Annotated in this window: 17 protein-coding genes; 9 read left to right on the top strand and 8 right to left on the bottom strand. The window is 64.5% G+C overall.

The window, feature by feature from the left end; genetic code table 11:
- Nucleotides 1–219 precede the first annotated feature (219 nt).
- The 3 genes from CQ045_RS19135 to CQ045_RS18590 all read left to right on the top strand — a co-directional run bounded on the left by CQ045_RS19135 (nt 220) and on the right by CQ045_RS18590 (nt 4,747).
- Nucleotides 220–858 (top strand): hypothetical protein, encoded by a 639-nt coding sequence (locus CQ045_RS19135; RefSeq protein ID WP_374955013.1) that lies wholly within the window; start codon nt 220–222, stop codon nt 856–858.
- Nucleotides 859–1,466: 608 nt separating this feature from the next.
- Nucleotides 1,467–2,648: a hypothetical protein gene (locus CQ045_RS18595; RefSeq protein ID WP_146115173.1), complete on the top strand. Its 1,182-nt coding sequence runs from the start codon at nt 1,467–1,469 to the stop codon at nt 2,646–2,648.
- Nucleotides 2,645–4,747: a hypothetical protein gene (locus tag CQ045_RS18590; RefSeq protein WP_146115172.1), complete on the top strand. Its 2,103-nt coding sequence runs from the start codon at nt 2,645–2,647 to the stop codon at nt 4,745–4,747. The genes CQ045_RS18595 and CQ045_RS18590 overlap by 4 nt, the downstream gene beginning before the upstream one ends.
- 420 nt (nt 4,748–5,167) lie before the next feature.
- Here CQ045_RS18590 and CQ045_RS02770 read toward each other — a convergent pair whose 3' ends face one another.
- Nucleotides 5,168–5,452 (bottom strand): helix-turn-helix transcriptional regulator, encoded by a 285-nt coding sequence (locus CQ045_RS02770; RefSeq protein WP_105721140.1) that lies wholly within the window; start codon nt 5,450–5,452, stop codon nt 5,168–5,170.
- An 803-nt stretch (nt 5,453–6,255) separates the two neighbouring features.
- Nucleotides 6,256–7,233 (bottom strand): arsenic resistance protein, encoded by a 978-nt coding sequence (locus tag CQ045_RS02765; protein WP_181156414.1) that lies wholly within the window; start codon nt 7,231–7,233, stop codon nt 6,256–6,258.
- Nucleotides 7,234–7,298: 65 nt separating this feature from the next.
- Between CQ045_RS02765 and CQ045_RS02760 the strand changes: the two genes are divergently transcribed.
- Nucleotides 7,299–7,655: a hypothetical protein gene (locus CQ045_RS02760; RefSeq protein WP_105721138.1), complete on the top strand. Its 357-nt coding sequence runs from the start codon at nt 7,299–7,301 to the stop codon at nt 7,653–7,655.
- Nucleotides 7,652–7,966, top strand: a complete 315-nt coding sequence (locus tag CQ045_RS02755; RefSeq protein WP_105721137.1) for a hypothetical protein — start codon at nt 7,652–7,654, stop codon at nt 7,964–7,966. Before CQ045_RS02760 ends, CQ045_RS02755 begins: the two co-directional genes overlap by 4 nt.
- Here CQ045_RS02755 and CQ045_RS02750 read toward each other — a convergent pair.
- Together CQ045_RS02750 and CQ045_RS02745 are read right to left on the bottom strand one after the other, a co-directional pair.
- Complete coding sequence (locus CQ045_RS02750; protein WP_105721136.1) at nt 7,938–8,405, bottom strand: MerR family transcriptional regulator; 468 nt, start codon at nt 8,403–8,405, stop codon at nt 7,938–7,940. The genes CQ045_RS02755 and CQ045_RS02750 overlap by 29 nt on opposite strands.
- Nucleotides 8,406–8,444: 39 nt before the next feature.
- Nucleotides 8,445–9,119, bottom strand: a complete 675-nt coding sequence (locus tag CQ045_RS02745) for a helix-turn-helix domain-containing protein (protein ID WP_105721135.1) — start codon at nt 9,117–9,119, stop codon at nt 8,445–8,447.
- Between the two features lie 49 nt (nt 9,120–9,168).
- Here CQ045_RS02745 and CQ045_RS02740 point away from each other — a divergent pair, with 49 nt between their 5' ends.
- The 4 genes from CQ045_RS02740 to CQ045_RS02725 are packed head-to-tail and all read left to right on the top strand — an operon-like array spanning nt 9,169 to nt 12,311.
- Entirely contained in the window at nt 9,169–9,900 is a 732-nt protein-coding gene (locus tag CQ045_RS02740) for an MIP/aquaporin family protein (RefSeq protein ID WP_105721134.1), read from the top strand.
- Nucleotides 9,897–11,288 carry an FAD-dependent oxidoreductase gene (locus tag CQ045_RS02735; protein WP_105721133.1) on the top strand — a complete coding sequence of 464 codons (1,392 nt, stop codon included), beginning with the start codon at nt 9,897–9,899 and terminating at the stop codon, nt 11,286–11,288. Before CQ045_RS02740 ends, CQ045_RS02735 begins: the two co-directional genes overlap by 4 nt.
- Complete coding sequence (locus CQ045_RS02730) at nt 11,285–11,677, top strand: low molecular weight phosphatase family protein (RefSeq protein WP_105721132.1); 393 nt, start codon at nt 11,285–11,287, stop codon at nt 11,675–11,677. The genes CQ045_RS02735 and CQ045_RS02730 overlap by 4 nt, the downstream gene beginning before the upstream one ends.
- Before the next feature lie 37 nt (nt 11,678–11,714).
- A complete protein-coding gene (locus tag CQ045_RS02725) occupies nt 11,715–12,311 on the top strand; it encodes a hypothetical protein (RefSeq protein ID WP_146115171.1) in 597 nt (198 codons plus the stop codon).
- Between the two features lie 193 nt (nt 12,312–12,504).
- Here CQ045_RS02725 and CQ045_RS02720 read toward each other — a convergent pair whose 3' ends face one another.
- From CQ045_RS02720 to CQ045_RS02705, 4 genes are read right to left on the bottom strand one after another with little or no spacing between them, the layout of a single operon-like run.
- The gene (locus CQ045_RS02720; protein WP_219844384.1) at nt 12,505–14,283 is read right to left on the bottom strand and encodes an SAVED domain-containing protein; all 1,779 of its coding nucleotides are present in this window, start codon (nt 14,281–14,283) and stop codon (nt 12,505–12,507) included.
- Complete coding sequence (locus CQ045_RS02715; RefSeq protein WP_105721129.1) at nt 14,280–15,746, bottom strand: ThiF family adenylyltransferase; 1,467 nt, start codon at nt 15,744–15,746, stop codon at nt 14,280–14,282. The genes CQ045_RS02720 and CQ045_RS02715 overlap by 4 nt, the downstream gene beginning before the upstream one ends.
- Nucleotides 15,743–16,750, bottom strand: coding sequence for a nucleotidyltransferase (locus CQ045_RS02710; RefSeq protein ID WP_105721128.1), 1,008 nt, complete (start codon nt 16,748–16,750; stop codon nt 15,743–15,745). The genes CQ045_RS02715 and CQ045_RS02710 overlap by 4 nt, the downstream gene beginning before the upstream one ends.
- Before the next feature lie 59 nt (nt 16,751–16,809).
- Entirely contained in the window at nt 16,810–17,961 is a 1,152-nt protein-coding gene (locus CQ045_RS02705) for a hypothetical protein (protein ID WP_105721127.1), read from the bottom strand.
- Nucleotides 17,962–18,006 lie beyond the last annotated feature (45 nt).

Below are 18,006 nucleotides of genomic sequence, written 5' to 3'. Positions count from 1 at the left end.
CGGGGGTACTCGCGGCACGGATTGCAGGATTCAAAGTTCCGGGGTCGTTGGGCCGGACGGAACGCGACGTTCGCGGACCTCATGGTCCGGACGGGGATGCGGCTGACGGAGCAAGCGTCCCTGCTACGAACCGAGATTCCTTTCGCCCCCGAGCGCGGATATGCACGGTTCTCATTGTCCGCGGCTGCGGCGAAAGGCGGCTCCGGGCGTTGGATCTACGTGCCGGCGAACACCTTGCGCGAAATCGCCGCTTATGTGGAGATCGATCGCCGCACCGTCATTGAAGCGGCGCGACGTCGGGGCCGATACGAGAAGCTGAAAGGCCCCGTGCTCGACCTCCGGACGGGCCGGGTGACAACCACGTTTCCCGATGGCCTGCGTTCTCTCACTCGCATGGAGCTACTGTCACCGGCGCAACGTTGGCGGACTGTTATCGAGACGGAAGCCGGATTGGAGCCCGCGGCTTTGTGGCTGTCCGAGTCAGGAACACCTATCGCCGTGCAAACGTGGAAGGACATTTTTAGGCAGGCAAACAAGCGGTGTCGCGAGCACGACGTGAATTTGCGCGCTCATCCTCATCTCTTGCGGCATACGTTCGCCGTGCTCACGCTCGAGCAACTGCAGCGCGGTCACATCGAGGCATTGGCGAGGTTGTCGGAGCAACAGCGAACCCAGTACGTGCGCGTGTTCGGAGACCCGCTCGACTGGGTACGGCGCGCTCTCGGCCACAAGAGCGTGACCACCACGCAGGTGTACCTTCATGCGCTGGAGGAACTGGAGATGGAGACGCGCCTGGCGTTGATCCCCAGCGAGTGGGACGACCCACGATCTTCCCCGTCCCGGAGTCGAGAGTCTTGAGCGACCGACGCGGGATCACCCGAACAGGTCGGCCGTCCCCATTACCTGGGCGCGGCTACGAACCCGACCCTCGTACGTCTTCAGGTGCGATTGGGAACGTCGTCCACTTCCTTGGAGAAGATGGTCGTCGACGCGAGTTCGACATTGGTTCGTTGCCATTGCCGGGATGGCATCGCGCTTTGGCCTCAGCTTGGTCCGTCCGCACCGGTCCTTCGGGCGGGTTGCGCACGCTCGCGTCGGCCAAAGGTGCATGGGGAACGCTCTCGAGATTCATGCGGTTCGTCGACCAACTCCCGCGTGCGCCCAGGACTCCATCCGAACTCACCGCAGATCACGTTGACGTGTTCCGACGATTCCGCTCCGAAGCTACGAGCGTCACGTCTGCTGGGCTTGAGGTTCGGCAACTCGGACTGCTCTTCGAGGCGGCACCGTTGAACCGCCTCGTCAGCCCAAAGGCTCTTGACCGACTCCATCCCCGCGTACGTGCACCCATGCACCCTGGGGTCTCTGGCTACTCCGACGCCGAGCTGGCGCGCATTACCGCGGCTGCCCGTGCGGACGTTCGGCTGATTTGTGATCGCCTCTCCGCACCTCACCCAGCGGGCGACTTGGCTCTGGACACCGCCCGTCGGACGGGCCGGGTGTCGACAACGGGTGTCACCGCGCCGCTGCGTGCGCACGCCCGCCAGTCGATCGCGGAGCGGCTCTTCGTGACGCGGGATGACCTGTATCCGCTTCTCGCGCTCCTCATCATCACGACGGGGTGGAATCTCGAGGTCATCAAGGAGCTCCCCGTGGCGCATCGCATCATCGAAGGACGCGCCGTCGAGATTGAGCTCCTCAAACGCCGCCGAGGGTCCGGGCGCTGGCATCAAACAGTCACATGGGAGATCGGCAGCCCCAGCCAGGAGCTGCACACACCCGGCGGGCTCTACCTCCTTCTTCATCGGCTGATGGAACCAGCACGCAACTTTCTGGAAGTGCCAGCCTTCTGGGCCGTGTGGCATCATCAGCCCGACAACCACCATCGGGAGTGCCGCAATCCTTTCGCGAAGACCCTGGCCGCATCTTTGAAATGGGCGAGATGGACAGCACGCCACGGCCTCTTCGCCGACCCTCCACTCGGAGTTGTCCCTACCGGCGAGAACGCGGGCGCTCACCCCCTGCGCCTCACCGCGAACCAGCTCAAGACAAGCATCGACGTTCGCCGCACCCGTCAGCTCGGAGGGCACCTTCCTTCGGCCGCACGAAGCAACTCCACGAGGGTACTTTTTCGCAATTACCTCTCTGGCGACCACACCACTATCGATTGGGCTCAAGAGGTGGTCTCCGAAGCGTTCGTCGACGTCGAACGCGCCGCCTACGACGCACATCGCCGTGCGCTTATCGCTACAGGCCCCGGAGAACTACGCATCGTGACCAGCAACGCCTCGATTACGTCCGACACCCCACCGACCGCTGACACGGCTTGGGCAGCATGCGCTGATCACGAACACCATCCAGCTACTGGCCGTCGATGCGCCGTCTCATTCTTGGATTGCTTCCACTGTGGGAACTGCGTCATAACACCTGGCCATCTGCCCCGCCTCATAAGCCTTCTCGACGCACTCGAGGAACGACGCGCTCGGCTGTCCGATGCTGAATGGTGGAAACGGTACGGCCCCGTCTGGACAGCGATCCGCCGAGACATACTGCCGAAGTTCAGCGCTGCCGAAGTGTCCAACGCACATCAGCGAAGACCAGACGACAGCCTGCTCGACCTCGTAGAACCCGAATGGGAGCGGCCATGAAGTCAGCATCCGGTCCTGAAAGAAGTGTCTTCGGCGACGACGCCCACCTCCGCCAGTACGTACTCCATCAACGAGCGCTGCGCCCCGGCCAGGTACTGGAACACACTGCCCGTTTCTACGACGACGACTGGCCCCTGGCTCCTGCCTCCCTGCAGTCCCAGGCACGAGGACTCACGCTTCGCTTCACGACTGTCCCTTCTACTCACCGGGTCGTCCTCAAGCGCCTTTGTTACAAACTGCTGTCGGGCCCCTTACCAGACGACGAAGAACGCCCGCGAGTCTCCTCGATCGTCACCACTTTCTACAACCTTCGGCTCTTCCTGGTGTGGCTAGACGTACATCATCCGAGCACAACGACTCGCGATCTCACCCGCGAGATTCTTGACTCGTATCAGCGCCACCTCCTCCTCACCCACAGCTCGTCTGCGCGACGCTTCGCACTCCGCTCCGCAGTCAACATGCTGTGGAGGTACCACACTGATGATGTCGATGCCCGCTTAGACCCGCGACGCAACCCGGTGTGGACTGAACCCGACACAGCCGTCGGACGCGAGAACAGGACCGAACGCATTCCGGAAGCGGTCCACAGTCGCGTTCTCGTGTGGGCGCTGCGCTTCATCGACGACTTCAGCGACGACATCCTCGGGGCAATCGAGGCATGGCGGACACGGCGGCGCCCGGTACGAACCGGCCCGGCGACTGGGAAACCGCATGGTTATCAGCAGTCACGTATTCGGGACTACCTCGCAGCTGCTCGCTCCACCGCGCAGCCGCTACCCGGCAGACTCGGAATGCCACATTTCAATGCGATCGCCTACATTATCGGCTGTGACCGCACCGCGCTGGAGCGGCAACGCGAGGACGTCATCCAGACCGCAATTGCGGTCGGGGTATCGGAGTACGCCGAACTCGCCATGGACATACGGGGACGAATTGACGGCAGACCGTGGGTGAAAGGAATAAGCCTCACCCCCGGGCGCGACGATTCGCTCACCGTACTCACACGAATGTTGCAGATCTCGTGCTACATCGTCATCGCCTTCCTCTCGGGAATGCGCGACAACGAGATCAAGCACCTACGTCCCGGATGCTGCACAACCGCGTATGACGTCTCCGGGCGCGCCTATCGATGGACGGTGACCAGCCTCGCGTTCAAAGGCGAGGTCGATGAGCACGGCGTGACCGCGACGTGGGTCGTTGGGGCCGCGGCTGCGCGCGCGATTCGCGTTCTTGAATCCGCACACGCCAGCCTCCCCGGACCGCCATCGCAATGGCTTTTCGCACCACTTAAAGTTGGACCCGGCGCAGGATCCGCTGGTCGGGGCGGCAACCACGCACTAACGCTGGCCGCCACGAACCAGCAACTTGCACGCTTCACTACCTGGGTCAACACCTACTGCATCCAGCAAGATCGAACCGACTGCATTCCCGATGTGAACGGTCGCCCATGGCGACTCTCTACTCGCCAGTTCCGACGCACGCTCGCATGGTACATAGCCCGGCTCCCCGGCGGCTCGATCGCGGGTGCAATCGCGTATCGCCACCACAGCATCCAAATGTTCGAGGGATACGCCGGTACCTCGGATTCTGGCTTCCGCGCAGAGGTTGAAGCTGAGCAAGCACTCGCCCGCGGGGAGGAACTCCTGGCCATGGTTGATCAACACGATCACACGCACCTTCTCGGGCCGGCCGCAGACACAGCGGAGATTCGACTTGAGGCCTTCATGGAGCGCACGCAGTTCCAGGGAATCGTCGCAACGGACAGGCACAGGCTGCTGCGGCTACTGAGCCGCGATGATCCGGCCATATACCCCGATCGATACGTCACCTGCGTCTACGACCACCGCAAAGCTCTGTGTCGTGAACGATCAAGCGTTCCCCAGGAGAAGCCGAACCTGGCTGACTGTAAGCCTCTAACTTGCGCCAACGTCGCCCTCAGCGAAACGAACCGAACCGAATGGGAAGCTGAACTCGGGACCATCGACGCTGACATCAACGCTCGCCCTGCACTACCTCCGCTCCTGCTCGCACGCCTGCAGCAACGTAGAACACAAATCGTCAAACTCCTACAGCGGCACGAGGAGGCAGTGACTCCATGACCCAGCGCGTACCGCTGCCGACCGCAGACGACATAACCAGCGCGATCAACGCCCTCACAACCGAGAGAACTGGACGCCCTCCAGCGGCTCTCGCCGTCGCAACCCGACTTGGAATGAGCAACGCGACATTCTGGCGCCATTTCCCTGACATTGCGCGGGAACTCGTCGACTCACGCCGCGAAGCTAACCGTACCGTGCGGCGGCAAGTCGCCGACGCTTCTGACGCCAATGATCGGAGCACGATTGCTCGGCTACGCGTTGAGAACGCGCGTCTCCTGAACGAAGTGAACTTCGCGGCCGCGGAAGTGCAGCGACTCACTCTCGAAAACCACGCCCTTCGAACCCAGCTCGAACAGTCAGCGCGAGTCACCGCCATCCGCCCTCACTCGTGAAGCGGTAATGCGCATTCACGGCACACCCCTAGCGCGTTCGCAGATCCGGGATGCCCGACGGGATGAGGTCGGCCAAGGCGACGCCGAGAACCTGAGACAGCGCCAACATCGAGCGGAGAGTCGGATTCGATGGCGTACCGGGCCGCGACTCACCCTTCTCATACTTTTGGTAGGTGTACCGAGTCAGCCCTGCCCGATAAGCGACTTCTTCCTGGCTCATCCCTCGTTGATCCCGGGCCCGGCGAAGAGAGACTGCGAGTTCCTGGGCGAACGCCGCCCAGTCCGCGTCAATCTCGTCGTTTCGCCGCGGCATCTGACCAGAAATGTGACCTCCACACATCGGTCTGGCCTAGTCCGTATGGCATAATTTCTGAGGCCATACGAAACAATCACTCACCTGGGCTTCCCGACGCCCCCTGCACGTGTGCCGCCCATCCCCTGACGCATACCGGTCGTGGCCGGGGATGCGGCCCCGCGATGCGACCGTGATTGTGATGGAACGAAGTGCTGCCCGATTCGAGCCCGCCCTGGTGGCGCGGAATTAGCTCCCCTCCCCCTGCCGCATGGGCATACACATTCGAGGAGTTCACCGGCGACGATACGGCTGAAGACTGGGCCCTCGCTGCCGCGATCTTCGTGGCGCAGACCCGAAGGCGTACGACCCACGGCCCGACCTTTTCCGAGCTGTTCGCGTACCTGCTTCCCGAATCGGGAGGGCTCCCCGGCGCCTTCCCTCAGGACCTGGATTACTTTGCGCGTTGCCGAGCAATCCATAGCTTCAGAGGCACCGCGGCGATTGATTGGCGACGGCGAAGGATGATCGACTGGGATAGAAACGTACTGCGGAGCCTTAGAGTCGGCCGGGGATTTCGAGAACAGTCTCGCACCCGCCAACTTGAACAACCCTTCCGGGCATCTCCTCTCGACGCAGAGCGCCGGGCTATGACCACCCTGCACCCGCTCAGCGAGCGCAACTCAAGTCGGGGAGACAATGAAGATCGATGACGCCGACTGGACGGTATTCCTGACGACCAGGGTCCGAAACATCGTTGTGTGCGCGTGGTGGTTTCCCCGGCCCGGCGGACCCAGCCGCCTAACCGAGGCCCACCCCAAAAGTCACCGTGCCCCGTCGACCCGCAGAGGAGTGAGCAACGGAACCAACCAGAGGAACACGACCATGCCGACGAGTTCGATGAGGGTCTGGGTGACGACCGCGAGCGGTGCGATGGCGAGCGGGGCGGGGAGGGCGAGGGCGAGCGGGAGCACCACGAGGGAGTTGCGGGTTGCGCCGCTGAAGATCACGGCCCGGGTCTCGGGGACCGGCAGCCGCACCACCCGCCCTGCGGCGACGCCGACGAAGAGCATGATGGCGAGGAACACCGCATAGAGCGGGACGACGCGGAGCAGGGTGACGACTTGGCTTCCGACGCCGGCGATCTGCGAGCCAACCACGACGGCGAGGGTCACCATCATTAACGGCACCATCGCCGCGGCGAAGACCTGTTCGATCACGCGACCTGCCCGGCGACGGCGGGCGAGGGCTTGGACGATCGCGGCCGCGGTGAGCGGGATCACGATGAGGATCAGGAACGCCTCGAGGAAGGGCTCGAGGTCGATATGGGCGACCGTGTCGCTGCCGGCGAACAGCCACAGATAGCCGGGCAGCAGCACGATCTGCAGCAGCATGAGCAGCGGGGTTGCGGCGAGCAGGCGGGCACGCGCGCCGCCGGCGAGACCGGTGAACACGATCACGTAGTCCACGCACGGGGTGAGCAGCACCAGCAGCACCCCGATCAGCAGGCCCTGGTCATCCGCGACGAAGCGCGACAGCCCGAAGGCGATGAGCGGGACTGCGACGAAATTGACCACCAGCACGGTCCCGGGGAACCGGAAGTCGCGGATCGCGCGGCCGACCTCGATCAGCGGCACGCCGAGGAACGTCGCGAACAGCAGCAGCGCCAGCACCGGATTCGTCGCACCGGACAGCACCGGCGCGACTGCGGGGAAGATCAGCCCGACGGCGATGCCGGCACCGATCGCGGCGACATAGAGCGCCACCTGGTGCCGTTCCCACCATTCCACCATTGCGCTCATGCTCACCAGCCTAGAGAAACCGCGGGCTTGACCTTGAAGCGGCTTGAACGCTTAGCGTCACCATCATGACCGATCTGCAATGGGCACCCTCCGCCTGCACCCTCCCTACCGTTGACCGCCCGTTGCGGGAGCGGGAGTTCACCGACCTGTTCCGCACCGCGCTGCACGATGTGACGCAGCCGAGCGCTGAGCGCGCGGACTTCGTCCTCGCTCCGCACGTTGAGCCCGCGGCGCGGGAGCTCGCGGCGCGGGAGCTCGCGGCGCGGGAGACGTCGTGCTGTTCGTTCTTCGCCTTCACGTTCGCGGAGGCCACGGGCGCGCTGGTGATGACCGTCACGGTTCCCGCGGCGCACACCGCGGTCCTCGGCGCGCTCGTCGACACTGCCCGACGGGACGCCGAACTGACGGGATCGACCCGATGACCTCCCCCACGCCCCTGAAGGGACGCAAGCTCACCGTCGGTGTGATCGTTGCGGCTGTCGTCGGCTGCGCCGCCTGCTGCGCGGGACCGCTGTTGGGCATCGCCGCGAGCGTCGGCGCTGCCTCCCTGCTCGGCGCATACTGGGTTCCCGCACTGTTGATCGTCGCTGCTCTGGCCGCGGCCGTCACGGTCGTGCTGATGGTCCGCCGCCGCCGGGCACGGGCCTGCCGCGTCCCCCAGGGGCCGCAGTCCGTCGCGTTGCAGCACACCCGGCCCGAGGCGGTCAGCGCGGGAGAACCGTCAGAGTCGTGACTCCTGCCGGCACTGGCACAGGTTCCCCCGACAGGGCCGCGCACGCGCAGGCGTCGGAGCAGGTCCCGCGCATGGGCGGTCCGGCAAGGCGTTCCTCGGTTCGGCGGAGTTCCTCGGCGACCCGTGTCAGGTCTGCGATCCGGGCTTCGGTGTCAACGAGGCGGCGGGCAACGACGTCGTGCATCTGTCGCTGGACGTGTTCGCAGCGTTCGGAGTCTTCCCGCGCGGACAGCAGCTGCCGCACCTCGGCGAGGCCGAGATCGAGTTGCTTCGCCCCGGCGATGAACGACAGCCGCTGCACATCGGCTTCGTCATAGGAGCGATACCCGTTCGCGTCCCGATCGGCGGGCGCGATCAGCCCTTCGGCCTCATAGAACCGGATCGTCGACGATGCCAGTCCGGTCCGCCGGGCGACCTCCGAGATCCGCATTCCACTCATCCCCCGCAGACTAAACCTTCAAGCGGCTCGAAGCGCAAGTCAGGCGACGGTGAGGATCCTCGGCGCGAGTTGACTGATCCGGCGTTCGAGGTCGACGAATGCGATCTCGAACGCCGCATCCGTTCCGACCAGGACGGGGTCGGGCACGGACCAGTGCACGGTTCCGCCCGGATACTCCTCGTGAGCGCGGTCGCAGACGGTGATGATGAAGTCGTCGTCGCGGATCGTCTCGTCGACGAGCCGCGGTATCACGCCGGCGAGATCCAGACCATGACGGGCCGCGACCGCGGCCGCACCGGGAGCGATCTGGTCGGCGGGGTGAGTGCCGGCGCTGTCGACAGGGACGTCGCTGACGGACGCCCACAGGGCGCGGGCGAGCTGGGAGCGGGCGGAGTTCGCGGAGCAGACGAACACGACCCGCCGGGCCCCGGCGGCCGCGAACGATCCGAGACCCGTGAGGGCGTCGGGGACGAGTCTCACATACGTCCGCCGGCCGTCGCCTTCCGAGCGTCCGCGGGTGATGAGGCGTTCCCGCTCGAGCACGTTCAGGTGATGGGCGAGCAGGTTGGAGGGCACGCCGATCTCTTCGCGGAGCTCGGTCGGTGACAGGTCGCCGAAGGTCAGCAGGTCCAGCATCCGCAATCGGGCGGGGTCTGCGAGAGCGGCGTGCTTGCGGGCCCGCTCCTCTACCGAGAAAATTCGCTCACTGTTCATTGCCTCAATCTTGACTGAGCTATAGTCAGTTCGTCAAGATGAGGAGCCCATGAATCACACATCCCTGTCACGCCGCGCGGTCGCCGAGTTCCTCGGCACCGGCTTGCTGGTGACCGTCGTCGTCGGATCCGGGATCGCCGCGCAGCGCCTGTCGGCCGATGTCGGGCTGCAGCTGCTGGAGAACTCCACCGCGACCGTGTTCGGTCTCGCGGTGCTGATCCTGCTGCTCGGCCCGGTCTCCGGCGCGCACTTCAACCCCGTCGTCTCCGCCGCGGACGCCCTCCTCGGCCGCCGCACCCGCACTGGCCTTCCCGTTCGGGATCTGGTCGTCTACGTCGTCGCGCAGGTGCTCGGCGGGATCGGCGGGGCGTTCCTCGCGAACCTAATGTTCCAGGTCCCCACCGCGATCGCCACCACCGAACGGGTCACCGCGGGGACGCTGCTGGGCGAGGTCGTCGCGACCGCGGGTCTGGTGCTGCTGATCACCGGGCTCACCCGCGCCGGGCAGACCCTGCCCGTGATAGCGGCCGCCGTCGGCGCTTACATCGGCGCGGCCTACTGGTTCACGTCGTCGACGTCGTTCGCGAACCCGGCCGTCACGATCGGGCGCGTCTTCACCGACACATTCGCCGGCGTCGCCCCCACCTCCGTCCTCCCGTTCCTCGCCGCCCAGATCCTCGGCGCGGCGATTGGCGTCGCCGCAGCCGTCGTCCTGTTCACCTCACCCGTCCCGGTCGGCTCGCATCCCGCGGACGCTGCTTCGAAGGAGTCCCTCGCATGACCCATATCGCCGTGATCGGCGGCAGCGATGCCGGCATCTCCGCCGCCCTCCGCGCCCGGGAACTCGACCCAGAGGTTGAGGTGACGGTGGTCGTCGCGGACGCCTACCCGAACTACTCGATCTGTGGGATCCCTTACTACTTCACCGGCGACGTCGCACCCTGGCAGTCCCTCGCGCACCGCACCCACGGGGACCTCGAAGCGACCGGCATGCAGCTGCGGCTGAACACCCTCGCCACGAGCATCGACGTCCCCGGTCAGCGCCTCACCGTCCGCGACCAGGCCGGCCACGAGTCGACGATCGCTTACGACGAGCTCGTCGTCGGCACCGGCGCGCTCCCCTCCCACGCCGGCATCGCCGGGCTCGAACAGCTCGGCCCCGAAGACGGCGTCCACGTCATCCACTCGATGGGCGACACGTTCGCCCTGGACCGCCACCTGACCGAACGGAACCCGGCGTCGGCGATCATCATCGGCGCGGGCTACGTCGGCTTGGAGATGGCGGAGGCGTTCGCGGCACGCGGCATGCAGGTCACCCAACTGCAGCGCGGCGGAGAGGTCCTCTCCACCCTCGACCCCGAACTCGCCGGCCTCGTCCGCACCGAACTCGAGGAGCACGGCGTCGACGTCCACACCGGCACCCTCGTCGCCGGAGTCGAGAAGACATCCGCGGGGCTTGTCGTCACCGGCACCCGGAACGGGCAGCCCGTCACGCACACCGCAGACCTGGTCCTCGCCGTCGTCGGTGTCCGCCCCAACACCTCGCTCCTCGAAGCCGCGGGCGCAAGCCTCGGCGCGGGGCGGGCGGTCGTCGTCGACGAGCAGATGCGCACCGGCCTGCCGCACGTGTTCGCGGCCGGCGACGGGATCATCACCCACCACCGGCTCCTCGGCACCACCTACCTGCCGCTGGGCACCACCTCGCACAAGCAGGGCCGGGTAGCCGGAGAGAACGCGATCGGCGGGCGCGCCCGGTTCGCCGGGTCCGTCGGCACCCAGGTCGTGAAGGTCTTCGATCTCGTCGCAGCCCGCACCGGCTTGCGCGATCAGGATGCCGCGGCCGCCGGCTACTCCCCGGCGACGGTCCAGTCGGCGGCGGATGACCACAAGCGCTACTACCCGGGCGCGCAGCCCATCACCTTCCGGATCACCGGCGACACCAGCACCGGGCGTCTCCTGGGCGCGCAGCTGGTCGGCCGGCTCGGCACAGAGACCGCGAAACGCGTCGACACGTTCGCCACGGCCCTGCACGCGGGGTTGACGGTCGCGGCGGTCTCCGACCTCGATCTCTCCTACACGCCCCCGCTCGGATCGCCCTGGGATGCCGTCCAGGCCGCGACCCAGACCTGGACCCGTTCCCTTCCCGCACTGCTTGGAGCACCCGCATGAGCACCCCCACTGTCCTGTTTCTCTGCCAGCACAACGCCGGCCGCTCCCAACTCGGCGCAGCTCTGCTCGAGATCCTCGCGCCCGGCGACTACATCGTCACCTCCGCGGGGACTTCACCCGCCGACGCGGTCAATCCGGCGATCGCTGCGACGGTCGCCGAACTCGGCCCCGATATCAGTAACCGGACCCCACGGGCCGTTACGAACGAGGACCTCGCCACGGCGGACATCGTCGTCGCGATGAAGCCCGGGCTGGTCCTCCCCGCCATGCCGGCTGGCCGATTTATTGAATGGTCGTTCCCGGACCCGACGGACTGGAGCCCCGAGAACGTGAGGCCGTTGCGCGAAGCCATCATCGAGCAGATCCACGAAACGTTCCTCACTAGGTGATGCGGCCAGGATTGATCGGCTGATACATCATGGAATGGTGACCGACGAACTCCCTCCCCAAATCCAGGCCATCGCCGACCGCATTGCGGACGGATGGGGCGAGACCATCGAGGTCGGTCCTGGTTGGTTCGACCTATTGGCCCGGCTGGACGCGCAACTCGCCCGCCTCTCGCCCGGATACGTCATCGAGCAGTGCAAGGCGAAATACGGCGGCCTACGCTACTACGCCCGGCCCGAGGACCCCGAAGACATCGATACTCAGCTGACCTTCAACGAGATCATCTGGGCCGCCGAAGGCGAGAGCACACACATCTGCGAGGAATGCGGCAACCCGGGACACCAGGTCACTTTCCGCGGATGGATCTCCACGCTTTGCCCCGAGCACACCCAGCTGCGACGCCCGGCGACGACAGGGACGATAGCCAGCACCCCAACGGAGTTCGCAACGGAATCCCGTCCCTCTGATGACTTCGACGAGATCAGACTGGATGGTCTACCGCCAGGACGCGACTGCCCCTCTTGCGGACTGGCTCTCGAGCCCGGCCACATCGACAGCACAATCGCGCTGATCTGGCTCTGCCCAACGCACGGCCCCATCGATCACACTGCAAATCCACTCTCGGACCCCCAATAGCACCAGCGCGAACAACGCGACGCGCCACGGGAGTCAGCGATGGAACAGCGGGCCGCCGGGGCACGTGTTGGGTTCAAGGCCGCGCGGATCAATCGGCCGCATCCTCAATTCGCAAGCATGCTGCGTTGAGGAAGGACGACTAGCTGCGCTCACCACCCACACTTGATAGGTCAACACGATTTCCTCGGAGCCGCTATAAACGCGCCCGACTGGTGCTGTGGACAGCAACAATTGGACCGTCCCCGGCGCCAGGCTCAAGAGTCATGACTGGGACATAGCGTTCCTGGTTTGACAGTTCGCCGGTCCACTCGTACACGACCGTACGGAGCGTGTTCAACCGTCTACCGATCAGGACGCCAAGGCCATACGGACCGTGGTAAGCAAGGTGTACCTCAGACCGTCCGAACGTGGAAGCGACGTCGAGAATCTTCGCCGCAAGCGCTTCACTGAACGCCCCAGCCGACGACGGGTCGATGCGGCCATCACCGGCACTCAACGCAAGGGCAACATCGAAGCCTGGTCCTCGCTCGATCAAACTCTGGAACGCCGCACGGTCAGGATCTGGCGAGAGTGTGATAAAGACTGCGACCCGCGAGACAGCGCTAGGCGAGTCTGAACGCTGTAGCGTCTCGGTGCGGATTTCCGGGAGGTTTTCAGCATTGGCGCGAGACGAGTTCCAGATCTGCTCGTAGGAATCGACAACCTCAATTTCGTTGAACTCAGTCGAGGGCAGCGCGGCACCGAGTGCGATCGCGACTGAAAGATGGGCTCCGCCGGATATTTTGACCTTCTGTGCCCCTGATGCGTGCACTGCGTCACCGACAAGCCCAAGTGTCTTCTTTAGAAGCTTGAGCCCCTTGGCCGGCGGCAATCGCCCACTTTCAGGGGCCCGCACCCGAATGTGAAGGTCCTCCGCGCCAGCATCGATCGCAAAGGTCGCTGGTCTGCTTTGAATCTTGATCGTGAACGCACGTCCGTCACGTGTGATGATGGGCTTCCGTTCTTCGACTCGGTGCATGACGAGATCACGGATGATGTCGAGTTGACCGCTGGAGCGAAGGACATTCGCTTGTTTCTTATCCGCGAGCGGTTGCGCGGGAGCCAGACGGAGAAGCCGGTCCGGGGCCGCGTAGTCGCATTTCAGACTTCCTATCGCTCGAGGAACGGCGTTGGCGATGCACATGGAGAAGTCGTCGGCACGATCGAGCTCGAGCAGGCGCGGGAGCTCACGCTCGCGAACGATTTCACTGTCTGCAATGTCGGGAGTGACGATGAGGACCGCACCCGAGAGGCCATGGGTAAGGGCGCGCTCGAGTCGATCGGTAGTTGTTCCGCCCCGCAGATCAGTGTGATCGCGCCAAACGACTAGTCCAGCCGCTCGAGCGAGTTCCTCGAATGAGTCTGCAAGCTTCGTGCCGTCGCTCTGCCGGTACGAGATGAATACGGGGCCGTCGCCCCGCACCGCACGTTCCGGAAGCGGCCCGAGTGGTGGGAAGCGGGTCGGCGGATAGGAGACGTCTGCGGTCGCGATTCTGGGCGCGAACAGAAAGCGTCGCTGCGCAATCCGCCCGGAGTACGTCCAGGGAGTGCCCGCGGAGTAGATAAGGAGTATCAGCGGCTCTGGGTGTGCCCTAGCGGTGGCTCGAATGGACTCGAGGTCGCGTGGACTCGCCCCGACGGGGGCTGGGTGACTGTGCCATTCCCCGATGTATCCCACGGGATCGGAGGGGTCGCGATCCTTGAGAAACTCGGTGAGCAGTCGGTTCGCTTCGACATCGTCTCGCACGAAAGAGGTCGTCGTCGCGTGTCCCCTGACCTGGAGGACTTCGGTCACAACGAAGTTGGAGTCAGTACGGTAGCCGAGAAGGACACCGCCGGCTTCGTTCGGCAGGGCCCTAGCCGTCGCCGCCGCGATCGTCTCGTGCGCCGAAACGGAGAGCCTGACGTGGGGCATGTTTCTGCTCGATGTCATGACACGCGGATCTCTCCTTGGGGAGCAACACTTCTGGACTCGCCGGCGTCGTGAATCGGACGGCCCGAGAGAATCCCGATTACGTGCCTCGCCGCCGCTGCAGCAGCTTCCATCACGGCATGGGGAGGCGTGGGCGATATCGGACTCCCACAGCCCGAATCGAACAGTTCGATGACTTGCTCTGTGAGCGGAGCATCAAGCGGGGGCACAACCTCCACATCGGAGAACGGCGGCAAGACGTCGACTCGGTACGTGGCACCCTGATCAAGGAGAGCTACCGACAGCACATGTTGTCCCACCGACTCTGCAGCAACATGAAGAAGCGCGGTGGTCGCAAACTCTGCGCTCGCGTTGACAACCAGGTCGTGAGTCGTGATGATCTCAACCGCATCAGCGCCGTTATCGAGACGTTGGGCGTCGAGTTCCAAGTGGAGGTCGGCCATGTCGTACCGGCCGATGATGTGCCGACTAACGGCTTCGACTTTGGCCAGTCCGATACTGCTGGGACCGACCAGGTGCCGAATGAGGTTACCTGGTAGCACGATGTCCGCGTCGATCAGGGTGAGGTTGCGCACTCCTGAGCGAACAAGGGCGTCAGCGATGAACGATCCGATCGCGCCCACTCCGACGATGGCAACCTTCTTGCTACCGAGCGCGGGAGCGAGGATGCCCGCGCGAACGTTCCGGGCGACCGCCCCGGTCGATCCTGATATCAGAGAGCGCGCGGTGATTGATCGCTCGACTTCGATCGATACGTCGAGCGCGAACACACCCAATTGGTCGCTGCGACGATAGACGACTAGGACGATCGAAATGGAGCCGTCACGAATCTTGCGGTCAACTTCCAACGCATTGGGAAGGCGCTCCGCGAGGTCACTCCAACTGCGCGGCGGGGTATCGAAATTCTCGAGTTCGACGACGTAACCATAGCGATCCTTGTGTTGCCTACGTGCTTTGCGGGGCCGCGTTCCACGCACCATCATCATGGTGTTGTTGGCTGCGGGCCTGAATCGGACAAACGCGCTGAGATAGTCGGTGATCTCGTCGTAGAGGTAGACGCGTCGATCAGGCGAAGGATCGAAGTAGCGCTCCAGGTCAAGGTCGGGGCGATCTTCTGGCCACCCTGCGTCTGCTTCCTCAAACCAGGCCGAGATGTGCTGGAGGAACTCGACCGGCTCGACCCACCAGAGGCCGTCATGATCATCCTCTGCGACCAGGCACAGTGCACCATCCCGTTCCCGATGCCATGACCATGACACGGTGTCGATAGCGGCCGGAACTACGCGTGGTGGGACGAAAGGGAAACGTGACGGCAGCGCAATGATCACATCCGTTGAGTTGGCGCCGTGCATGATCGACCCGATCCACCCGCCCGACGTTGTCGCGAACCCCGCCCGTAGAAGCCCCTCTTCGAAGTGCATCCGCGCGTAAGCAACGAAGTCGTCGTAGCGATCGATGCTCAACCGAAGGTCCTGCTCCCTGCAGGGACGAGCCGCGCGCCTGCCGATACGACACTTGCCCGCTTGATGCCGTCCTCGTTGAAACCCGGAGGCATTGGAAAGACGTCCTCGTCATCACCGTTCTTCCCGAGCAGGCCCCGGAAGGCAAGTGCCGCCTGGCCTTCGTCTTCCTCGCTGAGCGCATCCCGCGCCGTTTGCGCGGCGTCGGCGAATCGATCACGAGCCGCAGAAAGCTCGTCATCGGTTGCACGGATCCGGATGCTGTTGCCGGAAAGCGTCGGATCCTCGACGTCGATTCCGTAATCGACAAAGTTGGTGACGAGACGGCTAATCTCACCCAAAGCTGACGCATAGTACGAAGCGTGATCTGTACCCGAAACCGAGCCCGACGCGAACGCCTGGTAAGTCGCAATTTCGAAGAAGAACCCACCAGGCTTCGAGGTTCCCAGCTGCGCTCGTCGTGTCTGCCGAATCAATTTCACGATGGGAACGTAGTAGCCGTCGTGGGCCGCATTCATCTCCGTCGACAGCGCCGTCAGGCGCTCAGGGTTTGTCTGCACCCACTCGTCTTCATCGCCTCGCTGAGGGATCTCCCACGTTTCCCCATCAGCGTGTGGGCGTGCAGGAACTGCATCGACGTAGAGGTCGTACTCTGGGAAGCTCACCTGCAGGCTGCGATCCTGTCGCTTCGTGCGTCGGTGTCCGTCTGCGTCTGTTCCGAACTCGTCGTGCAGTACCCGGAAGAACCGATCGAGTATCTTCTGGGAGGTAACGTCGTCAGGGATCTGAGGGAGCCGAACAAACACATCAACGTCCTTGATTCGCTTGATCGACACGCTGCGCTTGTACGAACCAATCAGAACAGGATCCGCACCGTACTCCGTCAGCTTGGCGTCGGCCACGAGCGCATCGCGGACGAGCTTGTGCGCTTCTGGAGCGTTGGCCTTGTCATCGCCGGGCTCAATGGAGCTAAGAGCGTCTTTGAACTGCTGGATGAGACGAGCCATCGGGCCCTCCGGTCTGGTCACGAGTTACGTGGTATCCATTGTGACGCGGACCACCGACACTACGACGCGGCAGCCCCGAATTGCAGTACTTCATCACGTAGGACAGCAAGGGCACCCACGTTCTGCTCAACAAGACTGAGGTCATCACGCGGCCCAGGCTTGAGACGCGTGACCCGTTCTAGCACGTGCTCGTCGCTGAGCTGCGCCGCCCACGCTGTGATGACTTCTGCGGTCAGGTCATCGGACATCGGCAGGAGGGCTCCGACCAAGTTCTGGCGGGCGATCGCTGCTCCCATCTGAATCTTGTTCCGCTCCGTGGCGGCCGTCGACGTCCCCAGCCCGATCGCCGCGCGCTCATCCTCGTGGCCGACGTCGATCTCGTAGAACGCAGGGATCTTGTCAGGTGGCGGGTGACCGCCGGTGACGAGCCGCGGTATCGCCTGCTCCCGAACCCATCGCGAGATCTCGTCCAGCTCGTGCATCAGGATCGGCCACTGGTCGGTGCCCGGACGGTTGATCCCGATCGTCGGGAAGAGCGAGGCCGCGACCCGTTGGCCCAATGGAGTCTGGGCGATGACGTCACCGACAATGAGTGGCACCTCGGGTCTGAGGTCGAGCTCGTCTAGCGAGAGTGGCACCCTGTCGTCTCGGACGATGGTCACAAGGCGCACGGCCGTGATCGCTGGTGTTCGGTGCTTGGCATGGTTCGTATGCAGAGCGAGGCGCGCGAGCGGGTGCAAATCCGGCCTAATGTTCCGGTGGTAGGGCTGAAGCCCCTCGACGCGACGCAATATCTCGCTACCTTGCGCCATCGCAGTAGGCGTGCGGCGAGCACGTCCTCTGACCCAGTCAGCGAACTCCTCATACGTACGACTCGCAGGCATCTCGATCGACCGTGCGGCCCTCTCGTCCAACGGGCTGCCGCAGACGAACTCGACCTCGGTGAATAGGGTGTGCTCGATCGCCGCGCGTAGCGTCACGAGGGCGTCCGCGACCAGCAAAGGAACCCTCCTAGGGATCGGCGCAATCGCCTCAACGACCGCGTCGCTCACGGCGCCGTTCGGCACCTCGCGGACGGCGATGACTTCGCCGGAGCGCAGGTAGGCAAACAGGAGGTCTCCGACCTGCGAGATGAGCTCGTCGGCGTGTGCGAGCGTCGACACGGCGCCCAGATGGCGATCAGGAAGCCAGGGGAGCACCGGTGCTGTCATGGGATCACCCTAAGCGACCCACACCACCCCGTAGCCTCCGTTGCG

The sequence above is a fragment of the Microbacterium sp. MYb66 genome, from assembly GCF_002979435.1.
GTDB lineage: Bacteria > Actinomycetota > Actinomycetes > Actinomycetales > Microbacteriaceae > Microbacterium.
The sequence above is the reverse complement of the archived record's forward strand: the minus strand, read 5'-3'. Positions and strand labels throughout refer to the sequence as shown.